The 21,143-nt window shown below is 69.9% G+C and carries 17 protein-coding genes; 11 read left to right on the top strand and 6 right to left on the bottom strand.

Annotation, left to right across the window (positions count from 1 at the left end):
- Positions 1-25: 25 nt before the first annotated feature.
- The gene (locus WMF29_RS14825) at positions 26-1,177 is read right to left on the bottom strand and encodes a CapA family protein (protein ID WP_437329451.1); all 1,152 of its coding nucleotides are present in this window, start codon (positions 1,175-1,177) and stop codon (positions 26-28) included.
- 96 nt (positions 1,178-1,273) lie between these two features.
- Positions 1,274-2,584: a hemolysin family protein gene (locus WMF29_RS14820; protein ID WP_437329450.1), complete on the bottom strand. Its 1,311-nt coding sequence runs from the start codon at positions 2,582-2,584 to the stop codon at positions 1,274-1,276.
- Here WMF29_RS14820 and WMF29_RS14815 point away from each other — a divergent pair.
- The gene (locus tag WMF29_RS14815) at positions 2,481-3,221 is read left to right on the top strand and encodes a CBS domain-containing protein (protein WP_437329449.1); all 741 of its coding nucleotides are present in this window, start codon (positions 2,481-2,483) and stop codon (positions 3,219-3,221) included. The two genes, WMF29_RS14820 and WMF29_RS14815, sit on opposite strands and share 104 nt — an antisense overlap.
- Positions 3,222-3,435: 214 nt before the next feature.
- Here the strand turns inward: WMF29_RS14815 and nusG are convergent, their stop codons facing one another.
- Both nusG and WMF29_RS14805 read right to left on the bottom strand, forming a co-directional pair.
- The gene (gene nusG, locus WMF29_RS14810; protein WP_437329448.1) at positions 3,436-3,984 is read right to left on the bottom strand and encodes a transcription termination/antitermination protein NusG; all 549 of its coding nucleotides are present in this window, start codon (positions 3,982-3,984) and stop codon (positions 3,436-3,438) included.
- Positions 3,985-4,279: 295 nt separating this feature from the next.
- A complete protein-coding gene (locus tag WMF29_RS14805; RefSeq protein WP_437329447.1) occupies positions 4,280-4,837 on the bottom strand; it encodes an HPF/RaiA family ribosome-associated protein in 558 nt (185 codons plus the stop codon).
- Between the two features lie 385 nt (positions 4,838-5,222).
- Here WMF29_RS14805 and WMF29_RS14800 point away from each other — a divergent pair, with 385 nt between their 5' ends.
- From WMF29_RS14800 to WMF29_RS14790, 3 genes are all read left to right on the top strand, one after another.
- Positions 5,223-6,431 (top strand): RNA polymerase sigma factor RpoD/SigA, encoded by a 1,209-nt coding sequence (locus tag WMF29_RS14800; protein ID WP_437329446.1) that lies wholly within the window; start codon positions 5,223-5,225, stop codon positions 6,429-6,431.
- A gap of 76 nt (positions 6,432-6,507) precedes the next feature.
- The gene (locus WMF29_RS14795; RefSeq protein ID WP_437329445.1) at positions 6,508-7,281 is read left to right on the top strand and encodes a DUF72 domain-containing protein; all 774 of its coding nucleotides are present in this window, start codon (positions 6,508-6,510) and stop codon (positions 7,279-7,281) included.
- A 423-nt stretch (positions 7,282-7,704) separates the two neighbouring features.
- Complete coding sequence (locus WMF29_RS14790; protein ID WP_437329444.1) at positions 7,705-9,099, top strand: glycoside hydrolase family 15 protein; 1,395 nt, start codon at positions 7,705-7,707, stop codon at positions 9,097-9,099.
- Positions 9,100-9,152: 53 nt separating this feature from the next.
- On the opposite strand, the gene polX is transcribed toward WMF29_RS14790, so the two are convergent.
- Together polX and ligA are read right to left on the bottom strand one after the other, a co-directional pair.
- The gene (gene polX, locus WMF29_RS14785; protein WP_437329443.1) at positions 9,153-10,904 is read right to left on the bottom strand and encodes a DNA polymerase/3'-5' exonuclease PolX; all 1,752 of its coding nucleotides are present in this window, start codon (positions 10,902-10,904) and stop codon (positions 9,153-9,155) included.
- Between the two features lie 11 nt (positions 10,905-10,915).
- A complete protein-coding gene (ligA, locus tag WMF29_RS14780) occupies positions 10,916-12,976 on the bottom strand; it encodes an NAD-dependent DNA ligase LigA (protein WP_437329442.1) in 2,061 nt (686 codons plus the stop codon).
- A 166-nt stretch (positions 12,977-13,142) separates the two neighbouring features.
- Here ligA and WMF29_RS14775 point away from each other — a divergent pair, with 166 nt between their 5' ends.
- From WMF29_RS14775 to WMF29_RS14745, 7 genes are all read left to right on the top strand, one after another.
- Positions 13,143-13,574 carry an archease gene (locus WMF29_RS14775; RefSeq protein ID WP_437329441.1) on the top strand — a complete coding sequence of 144 codons (432 nt, stop codon included), beginning with the start codon at positions 13,143-13,145 and terminating at the stop codon, positions 13,572-13,574.
- A complete protein-coding gene (locus tag WMF29_RS14770; RefSeq protein WP_437329440.1) occupies positions 13,540-15,009 on the top strand; it encodes an RtcB family protein in 1,470 nt (489 codons plus the stop codon). The genes WMF29_RS14775 and WMF29_RS14770 overlap by 35 nt, the downstream gene beginning before the upstream one ends.
- 93 nt (positions 15,010-15,102) lie before the next feature.
- On the top strand, positions 15,103-15,531 hold the full coding sequence (locus WMF29_RS14765) for a CBS domain-containing protein (RefSeq protein ID WP_437329439.1): 429 nt from the start codon (positions 15,103-15,105) through the stop codon (positions 15,529-15,531).
- Positions 15,532-15,707: 176 nt separating this feature from the next.
- The gene (locus WMF29_RS14760) at positions 15,708-16,715 is read left to right on the top strand and encodes a universal stress protein (protein WP_437329438.1); all 1,008 of its coding nucleotides are present in this window, start codon (positions 15,708-15,710) and stop codon (positions 16,713-16,715) included.
- Positions 16,716-17,131: 416 nt separating this feature from the next.
- Positions 17,132-18,523, top strand: coding sequence for a glycoside hydrolase family 15 protein (locus tag WMF29_RS14755; protein WP_437329437.1), 1,392 nt, complete (start codon positions 17,132-17,134; stop codon positions 18,521-18,523).
- 302 nt (positions 18,524-18,825) lie between these two features.
- Positions 18,826-20,058 (top strand): class I SAM-dependent methyltransferase, encoded by a 1,233-nt coding sequence (locus tag WMF29_RS14750; RefSeq protein WP_437329436.1) that lies wholly within the window; start codon positions 18,826-18,828, stop codon positions 20,056-20,058.
- 104 nt (positions 20,059-20,162) lie between these two features.
- The gene (locus WMF29_RS14745; protein WP_437329435.1) at positions 20,163-21,119 is read left to right on the top strand and encodes a cytochrome P450; all 957 of its coding nucleotides are present in this window, start codon (positions 20,163-20,165) and stop codon (positions 21,117-21,119) included.
- Positions 21,120-21,143 lie beyond the last annotated feature (24 nt).

Genomic DNA, 21,143 nt, shown 5'->3' with positions numbered 1-21,143 from the left:
GGGCAGCGGCGCGATGCTCGCGGAATCAGCTCCAGCGCAGGAGCAGGCTGCCTTCCTCCCCGAGCTCGACGCGCGTCCCGAACCGCGCGCCCTCTCGGCTCAGCACGTCCCTCAGCCAGAGCGCGTCCTCTTGCGCGGCGCGGTGGAGGCGAAACTTGCTCATCCGCAGCGGTACCAGCTCCAGACCGACGAGCTCCCCGGTCCCCGCGCGCAGCGTGGCAAAGTACATCGTGGCCAGATCGCCTCGATAGGCCTGGTGTCCGCTGATGCCCTCATAGTCGTTCACGAAGTCGCCACAGCCGTAGAGGATCAGCCGCCCCGCGTGGACCTCGATCGCCTTCGCATGATGCGAGGAGTGCCCGTGAACCACGTCGACGTCGGCGACGTCGACGAGGGCGTGGGCGAGCGTGACCTGCTCCTCCGGGACCTCGTATCCCCAGTTGGGGCCCCAGTGGATCGAGGCCACGACGATGTCGCCCTCCCGCCTGGCCGCCCGCACCATGTCCAGCACGCGACGGACCTCCGCGGGAGATGACTCATCGACCAGGTGGATGCCCGGACGGTCCGCCGACGCGCCCCAGCGCCGCGGGATGCCGCTGGTCTCCGAGCCGAGCGAGAAGACGAGGACCCTCCCCTTGCCCTCGATCTCGATGCGCGCCGGCGCCGCCGCCTCATCGAGGTCGCGGCCCGCGCCGGCCGTCGTCACGTTCACCGACCGGAGCGCGGCGATCGTGTCGATCAGCCCGGCGACTCCCCAGTCGAGGACGTGGTTGTTGGCCAGCGCGCAGCAGTCGATCTGCGCCGCAGTGAGGCACGAGACGTTCCCTGGGTGCATCCGGTAATTGATACCCTTGAGACACGGCTCATCGCTGGTCGTGATCGCCGTCTCGAGGTTGACCAGCCGGACGGCGGGCGCCCGCCGGCTCCACGCTTCGAGCGCGGCCCCCCAGACGTACGAGGAATCGACGGGCCGGGGAATGGAGCCGCTCGCGCGCTCGGCGAGCTCGACGTACCCCCTCGCGTCCTCCACGGCCAGCTCGTACAGCACCGGATCGCTCGGACATGGCAGGATCTGATCGATCCCCCGGCCGGTCATCACGTCACCGCAGAGAGAGATGGTGACAGCACCCGCAGCCGACGTGCCCTGGGGCCGCTCCCTCGCCACGCCTTGCATCATGGGTCGCCGCTCCATCGAGCTGCACGAGCTGCAAGGAAGAGACCAGGTGCGGCGCGCGGCCTTGGCCTCCGGACCGCGTGAGCGCGCTCGGCGACGTCACAGACAGCGAGGCTCCTCATCCTCCCGGGCGGAGTCGGTCGTCCCTCGCTCCTCCTGACCCTCGTGATCGAGCTCCTCGACGAGGATCTCGGCGATCCGACGGCCGTGGACGCGTTCGGCCGTGAACCTCAGGCTCTCGAGCTCCACCTGCTCCCCCTGGGCCGGCAGGTGACCGAGGACGCCGAGCATGAGGCCGCCCACCGTGTCCCACTCGGTCGTCGGCAGCTTCACGTCGAGCACCTCGCTCAGCTGGTCCACCGACGTGCGCGCGTTCACGCGATAGGCCTTCTCGCCGACGGGCTTCACGTTCGGCTCCTCGCGGTCGTACTCGTCGGCGATCTCGCCGACGATCTCCTCGAGCACATCCTCCAACGTCACGAGCCCGCCCAGCGTCCCGTGCTCGTCCACGACGAGCGCCATGTGGAACTTGTCGCGCTGCATCTCCTTGAGCAGCTCGGCGACCTTCTTCGACTCGGGGACGAGGCGGGGCGCCTGGGCGATCCCGGAGAGCGGTCGCTCGACGTGGCCGGCGTGAAACTCGCGCACCACGTCCTTCGCATACAGCACACCGACGATATCATCGAGCCCAGCATCGTAGATCGGGATGCGCGAGTAGCCGCTGTTGATGAACAGGCTCATCGCCTCCGGCAGAGGCGTGCTCGCGGGGGCGGCCACGATGTCGGGCCTCGGCGTCATCACCTCGCGGACCACGGTGTCGCCGAACTCGAAGATCGAGTGGATGAGCCGCTTCTCCTCTTCCTTGATGGCCTCCTCCTTCGACGCCACGTCGGCCATGGCTCGGATCTCTGCCTCGGTGACGAAAGGCCCCTCCTTGAGCCCCTTGCCGGGCAGGATGACGTTGGTGACGCGGATGAGCAGGCGCGCGACCGGCCCGAGCATTGCGCCCAGGGCGACGACCATCGGCGCGAGGCGGAGCGCGATCCGGTCCGTGTGCTGCACGGCGAAGGTCTTGGGCATCGCCTCGGCGAGCACGAACAAGAGCACCGTCATGATCAGCGTGGCGACCAGGTCGCCGTAGCCGCCGAGGACCCGCAGCGCCACGGCGCCGGCGAGGGTGGTGCCCGCGAGCTGGAAGAGCAGGGTGAGCAGGAGGACGACGTTCAGGTGAGGCGCTGGGTCGTCGACCAGCCGCACCAGCGACGCCGCCCCGCGCCGGTCCTCCTCGCGCAGCCGGTAGGCGCGGATGCGGCTCATGCGCGTGATCACGACCTCGGCGGCCGCCATCAGCGCCGCCAGAAGGATCAGGACCGCCACCGCCCCGAGGCCCGCCCAGTCCGCGCTTGTCATCGCCAGCTTGCTCCGGATCGCGAGCGCCGCGCCGCCGCCGACGTTTCTTGGCGGCGGCGCGGCGCATCCGCAACTCGAGCGAGACGCAGCATGCGGGCGCGTCCTCCGGGAGCGACCAGCGGGGCCCGACGCAAAGGCAACGTCCGGACAGGGGCGGCGCGGCTCATCGACGGATCGATCGGTCCGCGAGTTGCACCGAGCGTGGAGCGAGATGCCATTGCCCAGGATCCGCGCCGCCAGGCTCATGACCGAGACCCCCCGGACAGTGCGGGTCGACGACCCCATCGGCGAGGCGGTGGACGTGCTCCAGACGACGGATTTTCGGCACCTTCCGGTCGTCGACGAGCTGGGTGAGCTGGTCGGGATGCTCAGCGATCGCGACCTGCGCGCGCTATGGGTGCCCTACGCGGAGAACACCACGACGGTGGACGCAGCGCTGCAGAAGGCCCGCGTGCCGGTGTCCGTGATGATGAGCAGCAATGTCGTGAGCGCCAGTCCGGACGCGGACGTGACCGAGCTCATGGAGCTCATGCTCGACAACAAGATCGGCGCGGTCCCGGTCGTCGACGGAGAAGGTGTGTTGCTCGGTATCGTCAGCTATGTGGACGTCTTTCGCGGGATCCTCGGGGAGGCGTGACCCGTCTCCCGTTGCTGCGGCGGCCGCCTCGAAGCGCCGCTGCGGCCGAATTCGAAGTTCCCAGATCGATGCCAATGATCGCCATGGTCGACCTCCGCGGGCGGCCCGCTCCTCGTCCACCCGCCGCCCAGCCGCCGAGCCTTCGCCGCTCCGACGCCCGGCGACTGCGCCCTCACATGCCGGATCGCCGTCGATCCGCCCTGCACTCGGACGCTCACGCTGCGGCCCGATCCTCGAGCTTCGCGACCGCGGTGGTGTTCAGAGCGATGGCCGTCGGTCGACCGAAGATCGAGATCGTGACCTTGAGCTTGAGCTTGTCCGGATCCACCGACTCGACCTTGCCCGTGAAGTTCGCGAAGGGCCCCTCGTTCACGCGGACCGCGTCGCCGACGGCGAATACCACCCGCGGCCTCGCCTTCAGCGCACCCTCCCGGATGCCCCGCCGCACGGCATCGATCTCGGCGCGCGGCACCTGCCGCGGCGCCCGGTCGCCGAGGAAGCGAACCACGCGCGGCGTGCCCTTCACGAGATCGAACGCCCGGTCGTTCATCTCCAGCTCTGCGAAGAGATAGCCTGGAAAGGTGCGTCGCGGCTTGACCCCCGCCCTGTAGCTTCGCGAGGCCGGCTCCCTGACCACCTCGCTGGGGATCAGGATCTCGCCGAGCGCGCTCTCGAGGCCATGCTGCCTGAAGCGCTGCTGGAGCGCATCGCGCACCTTCGTCTCGAAGCCCGAATACGTCTGGATCACATACCACTTCTTCATAGTGCGCGTACCTCTTGGGGCATGACGAGGCCCCTGTCGCGCGCAGGCGGTCCTCGCTCCGGACCGCGACGTCGGCGGCGCCCACGTCGGGCGCTTCGGCGGCTATCCTCTCGGTGGCGCGCTCGACCGCGTCTCGCCTGCGCTCGCTCGAGCCGCTCCCGCGGCGAGCGATCGTCTCCGGACAGGATAACCATCGCCGTCGACCTCGCCAATCGGCGGTCCCATCGTACCGGCAGCCGTTCGAGGCGCGGCTGCCGGCCGTGAATCGACGACGGACCCGAGCCGCAGGCGGTCGTCAGCCTTTGCCGGCGATGAAGACCACGCTCGCCTGCGGCCCCTGCTCGCCCTCCTCCTCCACGAACCGCACCTGGGTGCCGACCGAGAGCCGGTTGAACCCGTGGCCGTGGACGCAATGGCCGTGGAAATACACCTCGCGGCCGTCGGGCGTCTCGATGAAGCCGTACCCCCGCTCCGGGAAGAGCTTCGAGACCCGGCCGTGCGGCCGCTCCTCATGGGCCTTCACGTCTCCCCGCTGCCGTCGCGCGTATTCCTCGAGCTCCCGGCGCACCTGGTCGAACGCTTCCCGGATCGCGATGTAGACGTCCTCGTGGAAGCGCTGCGGCTGCGGCTCGTACTGGCCGACGAGCTCGCCGCCAGGCACGGTCAGATCGACGCGCACGTGGTACACGGTGCCCGCCGTCCTCGCTCGGCGGTGCGACGCCTCGACGATCACGCGGCAGGACGTGATGCGCGGGTAGAACCTGTCGAGCTTCTCGACGCGCTCGAGCACCGCCGCCTCGATGGCGTCCGAGCGCTCCAGGTTACGAAAGGTCACTTCAGGCGGGATGATCATGAGTCGCCCCCCTCGTCCAGGCCGCCGCCCCGGCGTCCGCTCGGTCTGGAAGGTGCTCCCGACCGTGCTTCGACCCTCAGCACTCCGGTCCACACCGGCAACCACCGTGCCCACCGCGCGGGGCCTTCCGTGAGGCGTTCACGTGGTTATCATGCATCACGGCGTAGAGCGTCGGACGACAGAGCGCCCGCGCACGCTCCGCCGCAATCGCCACACGCTGCGCGCTGCGCATGCGCGCAAATTACCCACGATGAGACAGACCGCTTCCATTTTCGACACCAACAAAAGTGCTATCCGACCTGAAGAGTTCAGCGAGCCGCGCCGGCGCACCCCTGCCGCGCCGCGCTCCCGATGGCCCCTGGGCGTGGCCCGGCCGCGCCGCGGCGTGACGCCTGGGCGCGAGGGCGCGAGCCGCTATCTCGGCGGCTTCGGCGCGCGCCCCGCCCTGACGCGCGAGGAAGAGATCGCGCTCGCCCGCCGCATCGAGGAGGGGGAGGCAGCCATCCTGCGCGCGCTGGTGGGCTCGCCCGTCGCGCTCCGGGAGCTCGCCAGGATCGGCGAAGAGCTCGCGGCGCACAAGCTGCGTGCGCGCTACGTCCTCCGCGCCGCCGACGAGGAGGAAGCCGCCGCCGATCCGATCGAGGCCTCGCTCGTCGCGCTGCTCGAGCGCGCCGGCACGCTCGCCCGGGCGCTCGAGGCCGGCCGGTCGCGGCGGCGTGATCGCGACGCGCTCGCCTCCGGGATCGAGCGCGCCCGGCTGCACCGCCGCGTCCTCGACCGCGTCGTCGACGCCCTCCGGGCAGCCCCGGCGAGGGACGGGGCCGCGCGCGCCACCATCGAGGCGGTCGAGGAGGGCCGGCGGACAGCCGATCTCGCCAGGGCCGAGCTTGTCGCGTCGTGCCTCCCGCTCGTGGTCAGGTTCGCGACCAGGTACCCGCGCACGGGCCTGTCGCTCCACGACCTCATCCAGGAGGGCAACATCGGCCTCCTCCGCGCGGCCGACAAGTTCGACTTCCGCCGCGGAGTCCGGTTCTCCACCTACGCCGCGTGGTGGATCAAGCAGCAGATCGCGCGCGCGATCTCCGATCAGGCGCAGACCATCCGCGTGCCGGTGCACATGGTGGAGAGCCGCCGGAAGCTCCTCCGCGCGCGGCGCGCGCTCGCCCAGGAGCACGGACGCGAGCCCGAGGGCGATGAGCTGCTCGAGCGGACCGGCTTCTCCCAGGCGAAGATCGAGCTCGCCCTCGGGCTCGCGCCCGCGCCGCTCAGCCTCGACGCCCCCGCCGGTGAGGACCGCGAGGCGTGCGTCGGCGACTTCGTCCCCGACCCGAGCGCGCCGGCGCCGGACGAGCAGGTCGCCGAGGGCCGGATGCGCGCGCAGGCGATGCGGCTGATCGGCGAGCTCACGCCGCGAGAGCAGGACGTGCTCCGGCGCCGGTTCGGGCTCGACGGCGCGCCCGAGCTCACCCTCGCGGAGATCGGCGCGTCGATGTCGCTGTCGCGCGAGCGCATCCGCCAGATCGAGGCGAGCGCGCTGCGCAAGCTCAAGGCCAGGTCGAAGCAGGCGCAGCTCGGCAGCTACCTCACCCAGTGAGGCTCGGGGCGCGTGGCCCCCTGGGCGGAGGGCGGGTCGAGGGCGGCCGCCTCCGTGCCCATGGCTCTTGCTTGTCATGCCGGTGCTCGTGGGCACGTCGGGGTGGCAGTATCCCCATTGGCGAGGGCGCTTCTACCCCGAGCGCCTGAGCGCTTCGCGCTGGCTCGAGCACTATGCCCAGCGCTTCCAGGCCGTCGAGGTGAACGCCGCGTTCTACCGGCTCCCCGAGGCATCGACATGTGAAGACTGGGCCGCCCGCACGCCCGAGGACTTCGTAATGGCGGTCAAGATGAGCCGCTTCCTCACGCACATGCGTCGCCTCCGCGCGCCGGCCGAGCCGGTGGCGCGGTTCCTCGATCGCGTGCGGCACCTGGGCAGCAAGCTCGGCCCGGTGCTGCTGCAGCTCCCGCCCCGGATGAAGGCCGACGCGGGCCGGCTCGCGGCCGCCCTCGACTGCTTCCCGCGGTGCGTCCGCGTGGCCGTCGAGCCCCGGGACGCCTCGTGGTTCACCGAGGAGATATCGGCGCTGCTCTCCGCGCATGACGCCGCGCTGTGCATCGCCGACAGCCCGTGGTTCAAGACACCCTTCCATCGCACGGCGACGTGGGCCTACCTGAGATTCCATGCGGGGTGCGCCACGCCGAGCCCGTGCTACGGCGGGGCCGCCCTCCGCGCCGCGGCCGAGCGGCTCGCCTCCACGTGGGGCCCTGGCGCAGACGCCTACGTCTTCTTCAACAACGACGGCGCCGGGTGCGCCGTGCGCGATGCCATCGTGTTCGCACGTGCGGCGGAACGAGCTGGGCTGACGGCGACCAGGGTGCCCCCGCGGCGCGAGGTGCGGGTGGGGTGAGGCAGAGCACGGCGCGAACCCTGGTCGAGGCCGCGACGCTGCACGACCTCGAGATCACGGAGATCCCTCACGGCGCAGCCGTGACCGTCGCCTCGACGTCTGAGACGCCCTCTCGACGGCGCGCCGCGGCCCCCAGGAGACCGCCGGCCAAGCCCAGCTCTTGCAATGCTCGGGAACGATGGCTCCTCCCGGGTCGCCCTTCGGATCATGGTGGATCGACCGGTTCGAGGCCGGGCGCAGTGAGATCGCCTCCGTGCGAGGTGGATAGGACACCGGTCCCGTTGACCAAGCGAGAAATGAACCGCCGAGACACCAAGGACGCCAAGATAGCTCTCCGTTCTTGGCGTACCCGGTGCGCTTGGTGGTCCGAAGTCCTGCGCTTTTCATGCGGTTTTAACCCGCTTGCAGCTCCAGGAGATCGACGTGAAAGCACAGGACCTGCGAAAATGGCTCCAGCAGGACACGGAGCGCGCCAAGGAGCTCTTGTTGAAGAATGTATCGCCTCCGGGATCCATCCCAGGAGCCATCGTGGCGTCCCCATCTCGATCGAACCCGAACTACTATTTCCATTGGGTTCGGGACTCCGGCATCGCCGTGAAGGCCGTCCTCTCCCTGTACCAGTCGGCGACGACGCGGCCCGCGGCCCGGCAACGGCATTTCAACCTGCTGATGGATTTCGTGGATTTTTCCAGGCACATCCAGCGAACTGCCCTGCACAGCCCTGCAGGGCTGGGTGAGCCGAAGTTCACGATAGACGGAGAGCCCTACTCGGGGCCCTGGGGACGTCCGCAGCACGACGGACCTGCCATTCGAGCCATCGAGCTCACTCGTCTGGCCTTCGTCCTTCTGGGCGAGGGCAAGCGGGAGCTGGTGCGTGAAAAGCTCTACGACGCGAAGCTGCCGACCGACTCGGTGATCAAGACGGACCTGGAATACATCTCGCACCACTGGCGCGAGCCCTGCTTCGATCTCTGGGAAGAGGTGTGGGGACACCATTTCTTCACGCGGCTCCTGGAGCGGACGGCGCTCATCGAGGGGGCCGCGCTCGCGATGAAGCTCGAGGATGCCGGCGCGGCCCGCTGGTATCTCGAGCAGTCGCGAGCGCTGGGCGATGAATTGCTCTTGCACTGGGATCCCGGGCGCAATCACCTCGTCGCGACCCGTGAGCAGGACGGACAGCCGAGCCCTCGGAGCGGCCTGGACAGCTCGGTCGTCATCGCGACCTTGGGCGGATATGCCACGGAAGAAGATCTCCACCTCGAAGGGGGCTCTGTTTATCCAGTGGACCAGGAGCAGGTGCTCGCGACGGCCGCGGCGCTGGAGCGTACCTTCGAGGCCATGTACCCGATCAACGATCCGTCGAGGCGCATCGAGGGCACTGCCATCGGCCGCTACCCGGAAGACCGCTACGACGGATACCGCGTGGATTCGCTCGGCAACCCGTGGCCAAGTCTCACGATCGCCTTCGCGGCGTATTACTACAAGCTGGCCGAACGCTACCTGAGGCTGGAGAGGGCCGTCCTCACCTCCACGAGCCTGCCGTTCTTCCAGAGGCTGCCGCTGGAAGACGCGCGCTTCCGCCCAGGCGAGGAGCTCCTCCTCGGCGACCCGCGCTTCGACGAGGTCGTCCTTGCGCTCCGGCGCAAAGGGGATGCGTTCCTGGGTCGAGTGCATCACCACATCGATCCCGGAGGATCGCTGTCAGAGCAGACGAATCGATTCACCGGTCATCAACAAGGGGCCCCCGATCTGAGCATGAACTATGCTGCTTATATGCTCGCAGCCGAGATGAGCGGGCATCTGCCGTCTTCTCGCTGAACCGCGGAGAGAATCGGTCGTCGCCGCCGCGCAGCGCGCGGCGTGGGGGGCGCTCATCCAGCCGATGACAGCGAGGCGTCGCGCCTGCGCCGGCCGATGAGCTCGAGGAACTCCGCGCGAGGCGCGGTGTTCGCGATGTCCGCCCCGGCGCACCAGCCCCGCCGCGCCTGATCGATCCCGTGGCGCATGAAGTCGAGCTCCCCCACGGCGTGCGCGTCGGTGGCGACAACGAGCTTCGCGCCTGCCTCGCGCGCGAGGCGGACGTGGACGTCGCAGAGGTCCAGGCGCTCGGGCTGCGCGTTGATCTCGAGCAGCACGCCGAGCTCGCGCGCGGCGCGCGCGATCCGCGCGACGTCCAGCGCGTACGGCTCGCGCTTGCCGAGGAGGCGCCCGGTCGGGTGGCCGAGGGCCGTGACGAACGGGCTCTCGAGCGCGCGGAGGACGCGGCGCGTCATCGCGGGCTCCGGCATCGTGAGCTTCGAGTGCACGCTGGCGACGACGTAATCGAGCGCCGCCAGCGCCGCGTCGTCGAGGTCGAGCGACCCGTCCTCGAGGATGTCGACCTCGGCACCGTGAAGGATCGCGATCCCGCCGATCGTCCGGCGGAGCCTGTCGACCGCCCTCGCCTGCTCGCGGAGCCCGCGGGCGTCGAGCCCGCGCGCCACGCGGACCGCCTGCGTGTGATCGGTGATCGCCACGTAGTCGTACCCGCGCGCCTTGCACGCCCTGACCATCGCCTCGAGCTCGTCGCGCCCGTCGGTGGTCGTCGTGTGCACGTGCAGGTCACCCCGGATGGCGCCGACCTCGACGAGCTCGGGCAGCCGGCGCTCGCGCGCGGCCTCGATCTCGCCGGCGTCCTCGCGCAGCTCGGGCGGGATCCAGGGCAATCCGACCGCGCGAAAGACGTCCGCCTCCGCCCGCCCCGCGATCCGCCGATCGTCCCGGAAGATCCCGTATTCGTTGATCTTGAGCCCGCGATTCACGCCCAGCGTGCGGACGGCGATGTTGTGGGCCTTCGAGCCCGTGAAGTAATGGAGGGCCGCGCCGTAGGACTCCGGCGGCACGACGCGGAGGTCGATCTGGAGCCCGGACCGCAGCACGACCGAGCACTTCGTCGCGCCGTGGGCGAGCACCTGCTTGATGTCCGGGTACGCCATCAGGCGCGACGCGACGGGCTCGCCCTGGCTGGCGGACACGAGGATGTCGACGTCGCCCACCGTCTCCTTGCGGCGCCGGAGGCTGCCAGCCACCTCGACGGCCAGGGCCCCGCGCGCCGCCCGGAGGTGCTCGAGCAGCGGCGCGACCTGCGCCTCGGCGTCCGCGAGCCGCACGCGCCCGGCGGTCGCCCGCCGCTTCACGCAGCCGTCGAGGATCGTCGCGGCGAGCTTCTCGCCGAAGCCGCGCACCTCGAGGAGGCGACCCGACCGCGCGGCCTGCTCGAGCTCGTCCACCGTCTCGACGCCGAGCCTCTCGTACAGCAGCCGCGCGCGCTTCGGCCCGAGCGACGGGATCCGCATCATCTCGACGAGGCTCTCGGGGGTCTTCGCCGCCAGCTGCTTCAGCAGCGGCAGCTCGCCGGTCTCGAGGAGCTCGACGATCTTGCCCGCGAGATCCTTGCCGATTCCAGGCAGCGCGGTGAGCGCGCCCGCGCCCTCGCGCTCCACGAGCCCGGCCACGGGCTCACCGAGCGCCGCCAGCGTGCGCGCCGCGGTGCGGTAGGCCCGCACGCGGAACGGGCTCTCGTCCTGGATCTCGAGCAGATCCGCCACCTCCTCGAAGATGCGCGCGATGTCGACGTTCTCCATGCGCCCCCCGTTCACGCCTGGACGAGCTTCCGGAGCTCGCCCTCCGTCAGCAGGGCGACGCCGAGCGCCCTTGCCTTCTGGAGCTTTTCGCCGGGGCTCTCGCCCAGCACGACGTAGTCCGTCGACGCTCCGACGCTTCCGGACGTGCGTCCGCCGGCGCGGCGGACGAGCTCCTCGGCCTCGGGGCGCGTCATCGACGGGAGCGCGCCGGTGAACACCACGGTCTTTCCGGCGAGCGGGCTGGCCGCTGCGGCGGGCGCGGCGCCTGCGCGGCGGGGCCGGTGCGCCGGACGGACCCCGCGCTCGAGGCAGCGCGCGATGACCCGCCGGTGCTGGGGGCGCCCCAGGAAGCCGGCGATGCCGGCCGCAACGTTCGGTCCGATCCCCTCGATCTGCTGCAGCGCGCGCTCGTCGGCCGCCATCACCGCCTCGATCGATCCGAAGTGATCGGCGAGATCCTGCGCCGTGCGCTCGCCGACGCCGGGCATGCCGAGCGCGTGCAGGAAGCGCCACAGCTCGGTCTGCTTCGCGCGCTCGATGGCGCGCACCAGGTTCTGCGCGGATCGGGCCCCGAAGCGCGGGAGCCGGAGCAGATCCTGCTCCTCCACCGCGAAGAGGTCGGCGACGCTCTCGACGAGGCCGCCCTCGATCAGGGCCGTCACGGTCTCCCGCCCGAGGCCGCGGATGTCGAGCGCGCTGCGCGAAGCGAAGTGGCAGATCGACCGCTCCAGCTGGGCACGGCAAGCCAGGCCGGCAGGGCACCGATCGAGCGGCCCGTCCTGCTCCACGACCGCCCCGCACGCAGGGCACCGCGCCGGCATCGCGAACGGCGGGCCCCGCCGCTCGCCCGCCCGGGGAATGCGCTCGATCACCTCGGGGATGACATCTCCGGCGCGGATCACGCGCACGGTATCGCCGACCCGCAGGTCCTTGCGCCGGAGCTCCTCGCGGTTGTGGAGCGTCGCGCGCGCCACGGTGACGCCGCCGATCGAGATGGGCGCGAGCACCGCGACCGGCGTGAGCACGCCCGTGCGGCCGACCTGGACCACGATGTCCTCGATCGTCGTCGCCTCGCGCCGCGGCGCGAACTTGAACGCGAGCGCCCAGCGCGGGTGACGCGCCGTCGTGCCGAGGCGCTCGCGCGCGAGCAGGTCGTCGAGCTTGACGACGATGCCGTCGACCTCGACGCCGAGCGCGTCGCGGCGCCGATCCATCTCGCGGTGGTACCGGAGGATCTCCTCGTCGCTCGCGACCTGGCGGTTGTGCGGGCTGACGCGGAGGCCCCACCCGCGGAGGGCCTCCAGCCGCTCCCAGTGCCTCGTGAGCGCCGGGCCGCCCGCCATGGCCAGCACATCGTAGAAGACGATCTCGAGCGGGCGCGCGGCGGTGACGCGCGGATCGAGCTGCCGGAGCGACCCCGCGGCGGCGTTGCGCGCGTTGGCGAACAGCGGCTTTCCCTCCCTCGCCAGCTGCTCGTTGAGGCGGCGGAAGGCGGCCGTGGCCATGAGCACCTCGCCGCGCACGGACAGCCGCTCCGGAGGCGGCCGTCCGTCATCGACGAGCCGGAGGGGCACGGAGCGGATCGTCTTCACGTTGGCGGTGACGTCCTCGCCGCGCTCGCCGTCCCCCCGCGTCCCGGCGCGGACGAGCGCGCCGCGCTCGTACACCACCTCGATCGACGCGCCGTCGAGCTTCGGCTCTGCCACGAACGTGGGCCGGCCCTGGCCGAGCGCCTGGCGAAGGCGGTCGATGAAGCGCCGCACGTCCTCCTCGTGGACCACCGAGTCGAGGCTGAGCATCGGCGCCAGGTGGCGGACCTCGGGGAACGCCGGCAGCGGGGCTCCGGCCACGCGCTGCGTCGGCGAGTCCGGGGTCACGAGCTCCGGATAGAGCCCTTCCAGCCGCTTCAGCTCGTCGAGCCGGCGATCGTACTCGGCGTCCGGGATGACCGGGCGATCGAGCACATAATAGAGGTGGTCGTGGACCCGGATCTCGCGGCGCAACGCCTCGATCCGACGGCGCGTGTCCTCGCGCGGTTGGCGCGTAACCCCGGCCGGCGATGCCGTGCTCATGCGTCGGATCCCTTCCAGCCGGCGGCGCGCTCGATCGCGCTCGCCGCCGTGCCGTTCGCCGTTCACGTAGGCAGGCGGTGTGCCACGAGGCCGGCCCGCGCGGCCGCCACCACCTTGTCGGCGCGGTCGGCGCGACCATGCTCCTCGCGGAGGAGGTGATCTGCCCGTGCCGCCGCATCCGACCCCTGCTGCCTCGCACGCCTTCGAGGAGCACACGGGCGAGCTCCGCCTCCGCATCGACGCTCCCGCGCTCGCAGAGCTCTTCGCCGAGGCCGGCCGCGCGCTCGCCCGGATCGCGTGCGGCGATCGGCCGCCGCCCCCGCCCGAGGGCGAAGCCCAGCCGGTCAGCCTGCGATCGCGCGATCGAGCGGCCCTGCTCGTCGACTGGCTGAACGACCTCGTCTTCCGCACCGAGGTCGAGGGCAGGGTCTTCAGCGAGTTCCGCTTCACGCGCCTCACCGATCGCGATCTCGACGCCTGGATCCGCGGCGCGCGAGCGCCCGAGGCGCGGGCGCTGGTCAAGGCTGCGACGCTGCACGATCTCGAGATCACGGAGACCTCTCATGGCATATCCGCAACCGTCGTCCTCGACGTCTGAGGCGCCCGCCCGCGGCGTCCCGCTCACGCGGCTCGGCCCCTTCGCGTACGAGATACCGACCTCCTACCGCCGCGACATGCGCGTCCCCGCGCGCGTGTTCGCGGATCCGGAGCAGCTCGCGGCGATCGAGCGCGACCGGAGCCTCGAGCAGCTCGTCAACGTCACCACCCTCCCCGGCATCGTCGGCGCCGCGCTGGGCATGCCGGACATGCACGAGGGGTATGGCTTCCCCGTGGGCGGCGTCGCCGCGACGCTCCTGCCCGACGGGGTGATCTCGCCCGGCGGGATCGGCTTCGATATCAACTGCGGTGTCCGCTTGCTCGTATCACGCATCGACCAGGCGACGTTCGCGCCGCACCTCGAGGCGGTCGTGCACGAGCTCAGCCGCAGCGTACCCACGGGCGCGGGGCGCGGCGGCCCGCTGATGCTGTCGGACGACGAGCTCGATCGGTTGCTCAACGAGGGCGTGCCCTGGCTCATCCGGGCGCACGGCCTCGGTCGGCCCGAAGATCTGGAGGTCATCGAGGCGGGCGGCTGCCTGCCCGGGGCCGACGCGGCGCACGTCTCCTCGCGCGCCAAGCAGCGAGGCCGCGGTCAGCTCGGCTCGCTCGGCAGCGGCAACCACTTCCTCGAGGTCCAGGTGGTCGAGGAGATCTTCGACGAGGCCGCGGCGGCGCGGCTCGGCCTCGCGAGCGGCCGCGTCGCCGTGCTGATCCACACCGGCTCGCGCGGCCTCGGCCACCAGGTGTGCACCGACCACGTGCGCCTGATGGACGAGGCGGCCGGGCGCCTCGGGATCGAGCTTCCGGACCGCCAGCTCGCCTGCGCGCCGCTGTCCTCGCCGGAGGGCCGCCGCTACTTCGCGGCCATGTGCGCCGCGGCGAACTTCGGCTTCGCCAACCGGCAGGTCATCGCCGAGACGGCGCGGCGCGTGTTCACGCGCGTCGTGGGCGACGGGGAGCTCGCCCTCGTCTACGACGTCGCCCACAACACGGCGAAGATCGAGCGCGCCGCCGGCCACGAGGTCTGCGTCCACAGGAAGGGCGCGACGCGCGCGCTCGGCCCCTCGAGCGCCGAGATCCCGGCGCGCTACCGGGGGCTCGGCCAGCCCGTGTTCATCCCCGGCAGCATGGGGACGGCCTCGTTCGTCCTCGTGGGCACGGACGCGTCGGCGGCGGTGTCGTTCAGCAGCACCTGCCACGGCGCGGGCAGGACCATGAGCCGCGGCGCGGCGAAGCGCCAGGTGACGGGCCACGAGCTGCGCAAGGAGCTTGAGCGGCGCGGCATCGTGGTCCGCTGCCCCTCGAACGCCGAGCTCGCGGAGGAGGCGCCCGTCGCCTACAAGGACGTCGAGCGCGTCGTCGAGGTCGTCCACCGCGCGGGCATCGCGCGGAAGGTGGCGCGGCTCCGGCCGATGGGCGTCGTGAAGGGGTGAGGCCCGGCGTGCCCGCGCGGCAGCGAGCCGATCTCGACAGGCGAAATCGTCGCGGGATCGGCTGGTCCGCGAGTTGCATTGTGCGAGGAGGAGATGTCGTTACCCAAGATCTGCGCCGCCGAGCTCATGACCGAGAACCCCCGGACCGTGCGGGTCGACGACCCCATCGGCGAGGCGGTGGACGTGCTCCAGACGATGGACTTCCGCCACGTGCCGGTCGTCGACGACCAGGGTGAGCTGGTCGGGATGCTCAGCGATCGCGACCTGCGCGCGCTCCAGTTGCCCTACTCGGAGGACGCCGCCGTGGTCGACAGAGCGCTGCGGAAGGCCCGCGGGCCGGTGTCCACGATCATGAGCGGCAATGTCGTGAGCGCCAGTCCGGACGCGGACGTGACCGAGCTCATGGAGCTCATGCTCGACAACAAGATCGGCGCGCTCCCGGTCGTCGACGGAGAAGGTGCGCTGGTCGGCATCGTCAGCTATGTGGACGTCTTTCGCGGGCTCCTCGAGGAGGAGGAGTGACCCGTCGTCTTCTTGGCGCGCAGGACACGCTGAAGCCACCCGCTGCGCCGCGGACGCCGCGAGAGCAGGAGGTGCGGGTGGGGTGAGGCAGGGCACGGCGATTGCTGCGATTGGTGGATACGACACGCAAAGCGCCGGTCCCACGGCGATGGGACATGGCCCCGCAGGGGGGCAGCATGCAGCCTGTGCAGCGGATTCTGGCCACCACGGATCTCTCGGAGCTCTCGGCCGCGGCCGTGAGGGTCGCCCTGGAACAAGCGCGCTCCTGGAGCGCCGAGCTCCGGATCCTCCACGTCGCAGCGTCCGCGCAGGCACAGCCGAGCGCGGCAGACGCGCTGCGCGGCGTCGTCGCAGAGCTCGGCGATGGGGTTCGCATCGTCCCGCTCGTCCGGGTGGGATCTGCCGCGGAGGAGATCGTCAGGTGTGCTGAGGAAGACGACGTCCAGCTGATCGTGATGGGCCGCCACGGGCACACCGGCACCACGGCCGTACTGCTGGGCAGCGTCGCCGAGCGCGTCGCGCGGACCTCGAGCCGCCCCGTGCTGGTGGTGCCCCCGGAGAAGGAAGCCCGCGGGACCAGGGTGATCATGGGTCCGCCGCCGTACGCCTCGCGGTTTCGCTGCCTGCGCTGCGGCGTGCGCTCGGAGTACCAGTTCTGCGCCGCGTGCCGCGCCGAGTTCCGCATGTTCGATGTGCCCGCACGAGGGGGGCCTCCGGAGGGTCCTGCGGCGGGCACCCTCAGCGCGGAGCGGATCGAGGCGCTCCTCGAGCGCGGCGCCTTCGGCCGGCTGGGCTGCCACGCCGAAGGACGGACGTACGTCGTGCCGATGAGCTACGCCTACGAGAAAGGCCTCCTTTACCTGCGCTCGGCGGAGGGGACCAAGGTCCGGATGATGCGTAAAAATCCGGAGGTCTGCTTCCAGGTCGACCACATCCAGAGCCTCGCTGACTGGGAGAGCGTCATCGTGTTCGGGGTGTTCCGCGAGCTCACGGCCCAGGAGGCGGTCGAAGGCCTGCGGCGCATCCACGACCGGCTGGCGTCCCTCGCCGAGGACGCCTGGCCCCGCCCGTCCGAGGCGTCCGCCGACGACAGGCTTGGCCACCGGGCCTACGTGGGGGCGCGCGGCGCGGTCGTCGGTTGCATCGAGCCCGTGGAGAAGACGGGGCGCTATCAGATGCGCTGAACCTCGGCGGACGACCTCATCTTCCGCGCCGACGGCAGGGTCTTCGGCGAGCTCCGCTTCACGCGCTTCGCAGACCGCGACCGCGATGCCTGGCTCCGTGGCGCGCGCGCTCCCAAGGCGCGAACCCTGGTCGAGCCGCGACGCTGTACGATCTCGAGATCACGGAGATCCCTGACGGCGCGGCCGCGACCATCGTCACGTCTGAGACACCCTCTCGAGGGCTCTCCGTGGACATCAGGAGGCCGCCGGCCAAGCCCAGCCCTTGCAAGGCTCGAGAACGATGGCTCCCCTCGGATCACGCCCCGACGTCCGAGAGGGCGGCTCCTCCCGGATCGCCCTTCGAATCATCGTGGATTGACCGCTTCGAGGCCGGGCGCAGCGAGATCGCCTCCGTGCGAGATGGCCAGGAGATCGACGTGAGAGCACAGAGCCTGCGAAAATGCCTCCATCAGGACACGGAGCGCGCCAGGGAGCTCCTGCTGAAGAATGTGTCGCCTCCGGGAGCCATCCCCGGAGCCATCGTGGCTTCCCCATCTCGATCGAACCCGAACTACTATTTCCATTGGGTTCGAGACTCTGGCATCGCGGTAAAGGCCGTCCTCTCCCTGTACCAGTCGGCGGCGCAGCCCGCGGCTCGGCAACGGTATTTCAACCTGCTGATGGACTTCGTCGATTTTTCCAGGCACATTCAGCGAACTGCCGCTCGCAGCCCTGCCGGGCTGGGTGAACCGAAGTTCACGATAGACGGAGAGCCCTACTCCGGGCCATGGGGACGTCCGCAGCACGACGGACCTGCCATTCGAGCCATCGAGCTCACTCGTCTGGCCTTCGTCCTCCTGAACGAGGGCAAACGGGAGCTGGTGCGTGAAAAGCTCTATGATGCGAAGCTGCCGACAGACTCGGCGATCAAGACGGACCTGGAATACATCTCGCACCACTGGCGCGAGCCCTGCTTCGATCCCTGGGAAGAGGTGTGGGGACACCATTTCTTCCCGCGACTCCTGGAGCGAACGGCGCTCGTCGAGGGAGCCGCGCTGGCGACGAGGCTCGAGGATGCTGGCGCGGCTCGCTGGTATCTCGAGCAGTCCCGGGCGCTGCGCGATGAATTGTTCTTGCATTGGGATCCCGGGCGCAATCACCTCGTCGCGACGCGTGATCAGGATGGATGGCCGAGCCCTCGGAGCGGCCTGGACAGCTCGGTCATCGTCGCGACGTTGGGCGGATATGCCACGGAAGAAGATATTCACCTCGAAGGAGGCTGTGCTTATCCAGTGGACCAGGAGCAGGTGCTCGCGACGGCCGCAGCGCTGGAGAGGACCTTCGAGGCCATGTACCCGATCAACGATCCGTCGAAGCGGATCGAGGGGATCGCCATCGGCCGCTATCCGGAAGACCGATACGATGGATATCGCACGGATTCGCTCGGTAATCCGTGGCCAAGTCTCACGATCGGCTTCGCGTCGTATTACTACAAGCTGGCCGAACGCTACCTGAGGCTGGAGAGGGCCGCCCTGACCTCCACGAACCTGCCGTTCTTCCAGAGGCTGCCGCTGGAAGATGCGCGCTTCCACCCAGGCGAGGAGCTCCTCCTCGGCGCCCCGCGCTTCGACCAGGTCGTCGATGCGCTCCGGCGCAAAGGAGATGCGTTCCTGGAACGAGTGCATCACCACATCAATCCCGATGGATCGCTGTCAGAGCAAATGAATCGATACACCGGTTGCCAACAAGGAGCCCCCGATCTGAGCATGAACTATGCCGCCTACATTCTTGCAGCTGAAATCGGCGGGCATCAGCCCTCTTCTCGTTGATCTTCGAAGAGAATCGGTCGTCGCGCGTCGCGCGCATCAGGAGGTTGCGTACGTGCCTCGCGTGGACGGGGCTCCCGGCGCGCTTCAACCATGGGTGCGCCAGCCTCCTCGGCAACCTCGGCCAGCGCCTGCCCCGCCCCCCGGGCGAGGGCTTCTCGGCGCGGCCTCCGCGACCTAGGTACCCACCGGGGAGGCGCTCATGGTCAACGTCGCTGATGGTCAACGTCGGCCGGACGGGCTCTCGTGAGCCGGGAGAAGCGGCGCGAGGTAGATCGCTGGCAGGCAATGTCCGAGGGGGGTCGATGCTCCTGGTGAAGATCCTGGATATGCTCATCGACGAGGGCGCGCTCACGTTGATCGACGCGCGCGGTGTGGCCCACCGGTTCGGTCGGTGCGCCGATGACAGCGGCGAGGTCGTGGTGAGGCTCTCCGACCGGCGCCTGCACTGGAAGCTCTTGCTCAACCCGGGCCTGTCCCTGGGCGAGGCGTACACGGACGGCTCACTCACCGTCGAGCGCGGCAGCGTGTACGACTTGCTCGATCTCGGCGCAAGGAACATCGCCCGGCTGAAGCCGCTCCAGGCGGCGCGCCTCCGCCGCATCCTGGGTCGATCGTGGACCTTCCTCCAGCAGTACAACCCGCCCGTCCGCGCGCGTCGCAACGTCGCCCATCACTACGATCTACCCGAGGCCCTCTTCGACCATTTCCTCGATCCGGATCGACAATATTCATGTGCCTATTTCGCCGCCCCCCACATGACGCTCGAGGAGGCGCAGGAAGCCAAGAAGCGCCATCTCACGACCAAGCTCCTCCTCCGGCCCGGGCAGAGGGTGCTGGACATCGGTAGCGGCTGGGGCGGCCTGTGCCTGCACCTCGCCCGGGTCGCGGACGTCGACGTGACCGGGATCTCGCTCTCGACCCGCCAGGTCGCGGCAGCGCGCCGGCGCGCCGCGGAGGCGGGCCTCGAGGGCCGGGTGCGCTTCCATCTCTGCGATTACCGGGGTGAGGTCGGCGAGTACGATCGCATCGTCTCGGTCGGCATGTTCGAGCATGTCGGCATCCCGCACTACGACTCCTTTTTCCGGAAAGTGCGCGATCTGCTGGCCGATGACGGCGTGGCCGTCCTGCACGCGATCGGGCGCATGGAGGGGCCGAGCGACATGGACCCGTGGCTTCAGAAGCACATCTTCCCGGGCGCGCATATCCCCGCCCTCTCCGAGGTCTTGCCGTCGATCGAGCGTGCGGGCCTGTGGGTGACGGACCTGGAGATCCTCCGGCTGCACTACGCCGAGACGCTGCGGCACTGGCGCCGGCGTTTCCTCGCCAATGCCGAGGCGGTGGCCAGGACCCACGGCGCGCGCTTTCGCCGGATGTGGGAGTTCTATCTCGCCTCGAGCGAGGTGGGCTTCCGCCGGTGCCGGCTGATGGTGTTCCAGGTGCAGCTCGCGAAGCGCATGGACGCCGTGCCGCTCACCCGCGATTACCTGTTCGAGGCCGCGTGCTCGCAGGAAGCCCGGCTGGAGCGCGCGGCGTAGGGAGCTCTCGTCCAGCCGATGACAGCGAGGCGTCGCGTCACCAGGTCTCCCTCGATCGCCTTCGGACAGCGAGAACCTGGCGCACTGCGTCGGGAGGAGCAGCGATGAGCGCCAAGCGAGCAAGCATACAGGGGTTCACGCAGGGCGTTCTCGACGGGTTCCGGCCGATCCTCCAGCGCGTGACGGACGAGATCCTCGACAAGGTAGAGCCGCTCGGTCGCATGGATGTCGTGCGCGACTTGGCTCAGCCATTGCCAGCCACGGCGATCGCCAACATGTTCGGCATCCCTGACGCAGATCGGGGGTTGTTCCAGAAGTGGTCTGAGGACGCCGCGCGGTTCTTCGGCGACACGACTCTGGACGCCGAGGAGGACGCCAAATCAGCCAACGAAGCGACATGCAATCTGGAGCGCTATTTTCTCACCATCATCGACGAGCGGCGCATGCGCCCGAGCAACGACCTGGTGAGCATCTTCGTGGCCGGGCAGCAGGATGAAAAGCTGTCCGCGGAGGAGGTCACGGCTCAGTGCATATTGGTCCTCGCGGCCGGACACGTCACGACCATCGACCAGCTTGGCAATGCGGTCCATGCGCTCCTCATGCACCCAGACCAGTTGAATCAGCTGCGTGAGAACCCGGCGCTCATCATGTGCGCTGTAGAGGAGTGCCTGCGCTACGACGGATCGGTGCCGTTCGTTTGCCGGGTCGCGGCAGAAGACTTGAAGATCCGCGATAAGCACATCCAGCGATGCCAGACGGTCTTCCTCGGCATAGCATCGGCAAACCGGGATCCAGAGATCTTCGACGAGCCCGATCGTTTCGACATCACGCGCGCGCCGGGCAAGCACATTGCGTTCGGTTTTGGTCCGCACGGGTGTCTGGGTGCCGGCTTGGCGCGCCGGGAGCTCGAGATAGGGCTCGTCAGCCTGATTCGCCGCATGCCAGGCCTGAAGCTCGACGACCAGAGCCCGTCGGTGCGGAGATGCGAGAGCGTCATGTTCCGCGGTTTTCGTAGATTGCCGGTCGTATTCTCGAGAGCCCAGACGGACAAGATCGCCTGATGGCTGATGAACCCGACGCGCCGC

The organism is Sorangium sp. So ce381, assembly GCF_051473845.1.
GTDB classification, from domain to species: domain Bacteria; phylum Myxococcota_A; class Polyangia; order Polyangiales; family Polyangiaceae; genus Sorangium; species Sorangium atrum.
Note: the sequence above shows the minus strand (reverse complement) of the source record. Positions and strands in the feature narration are given on the sequence as shown.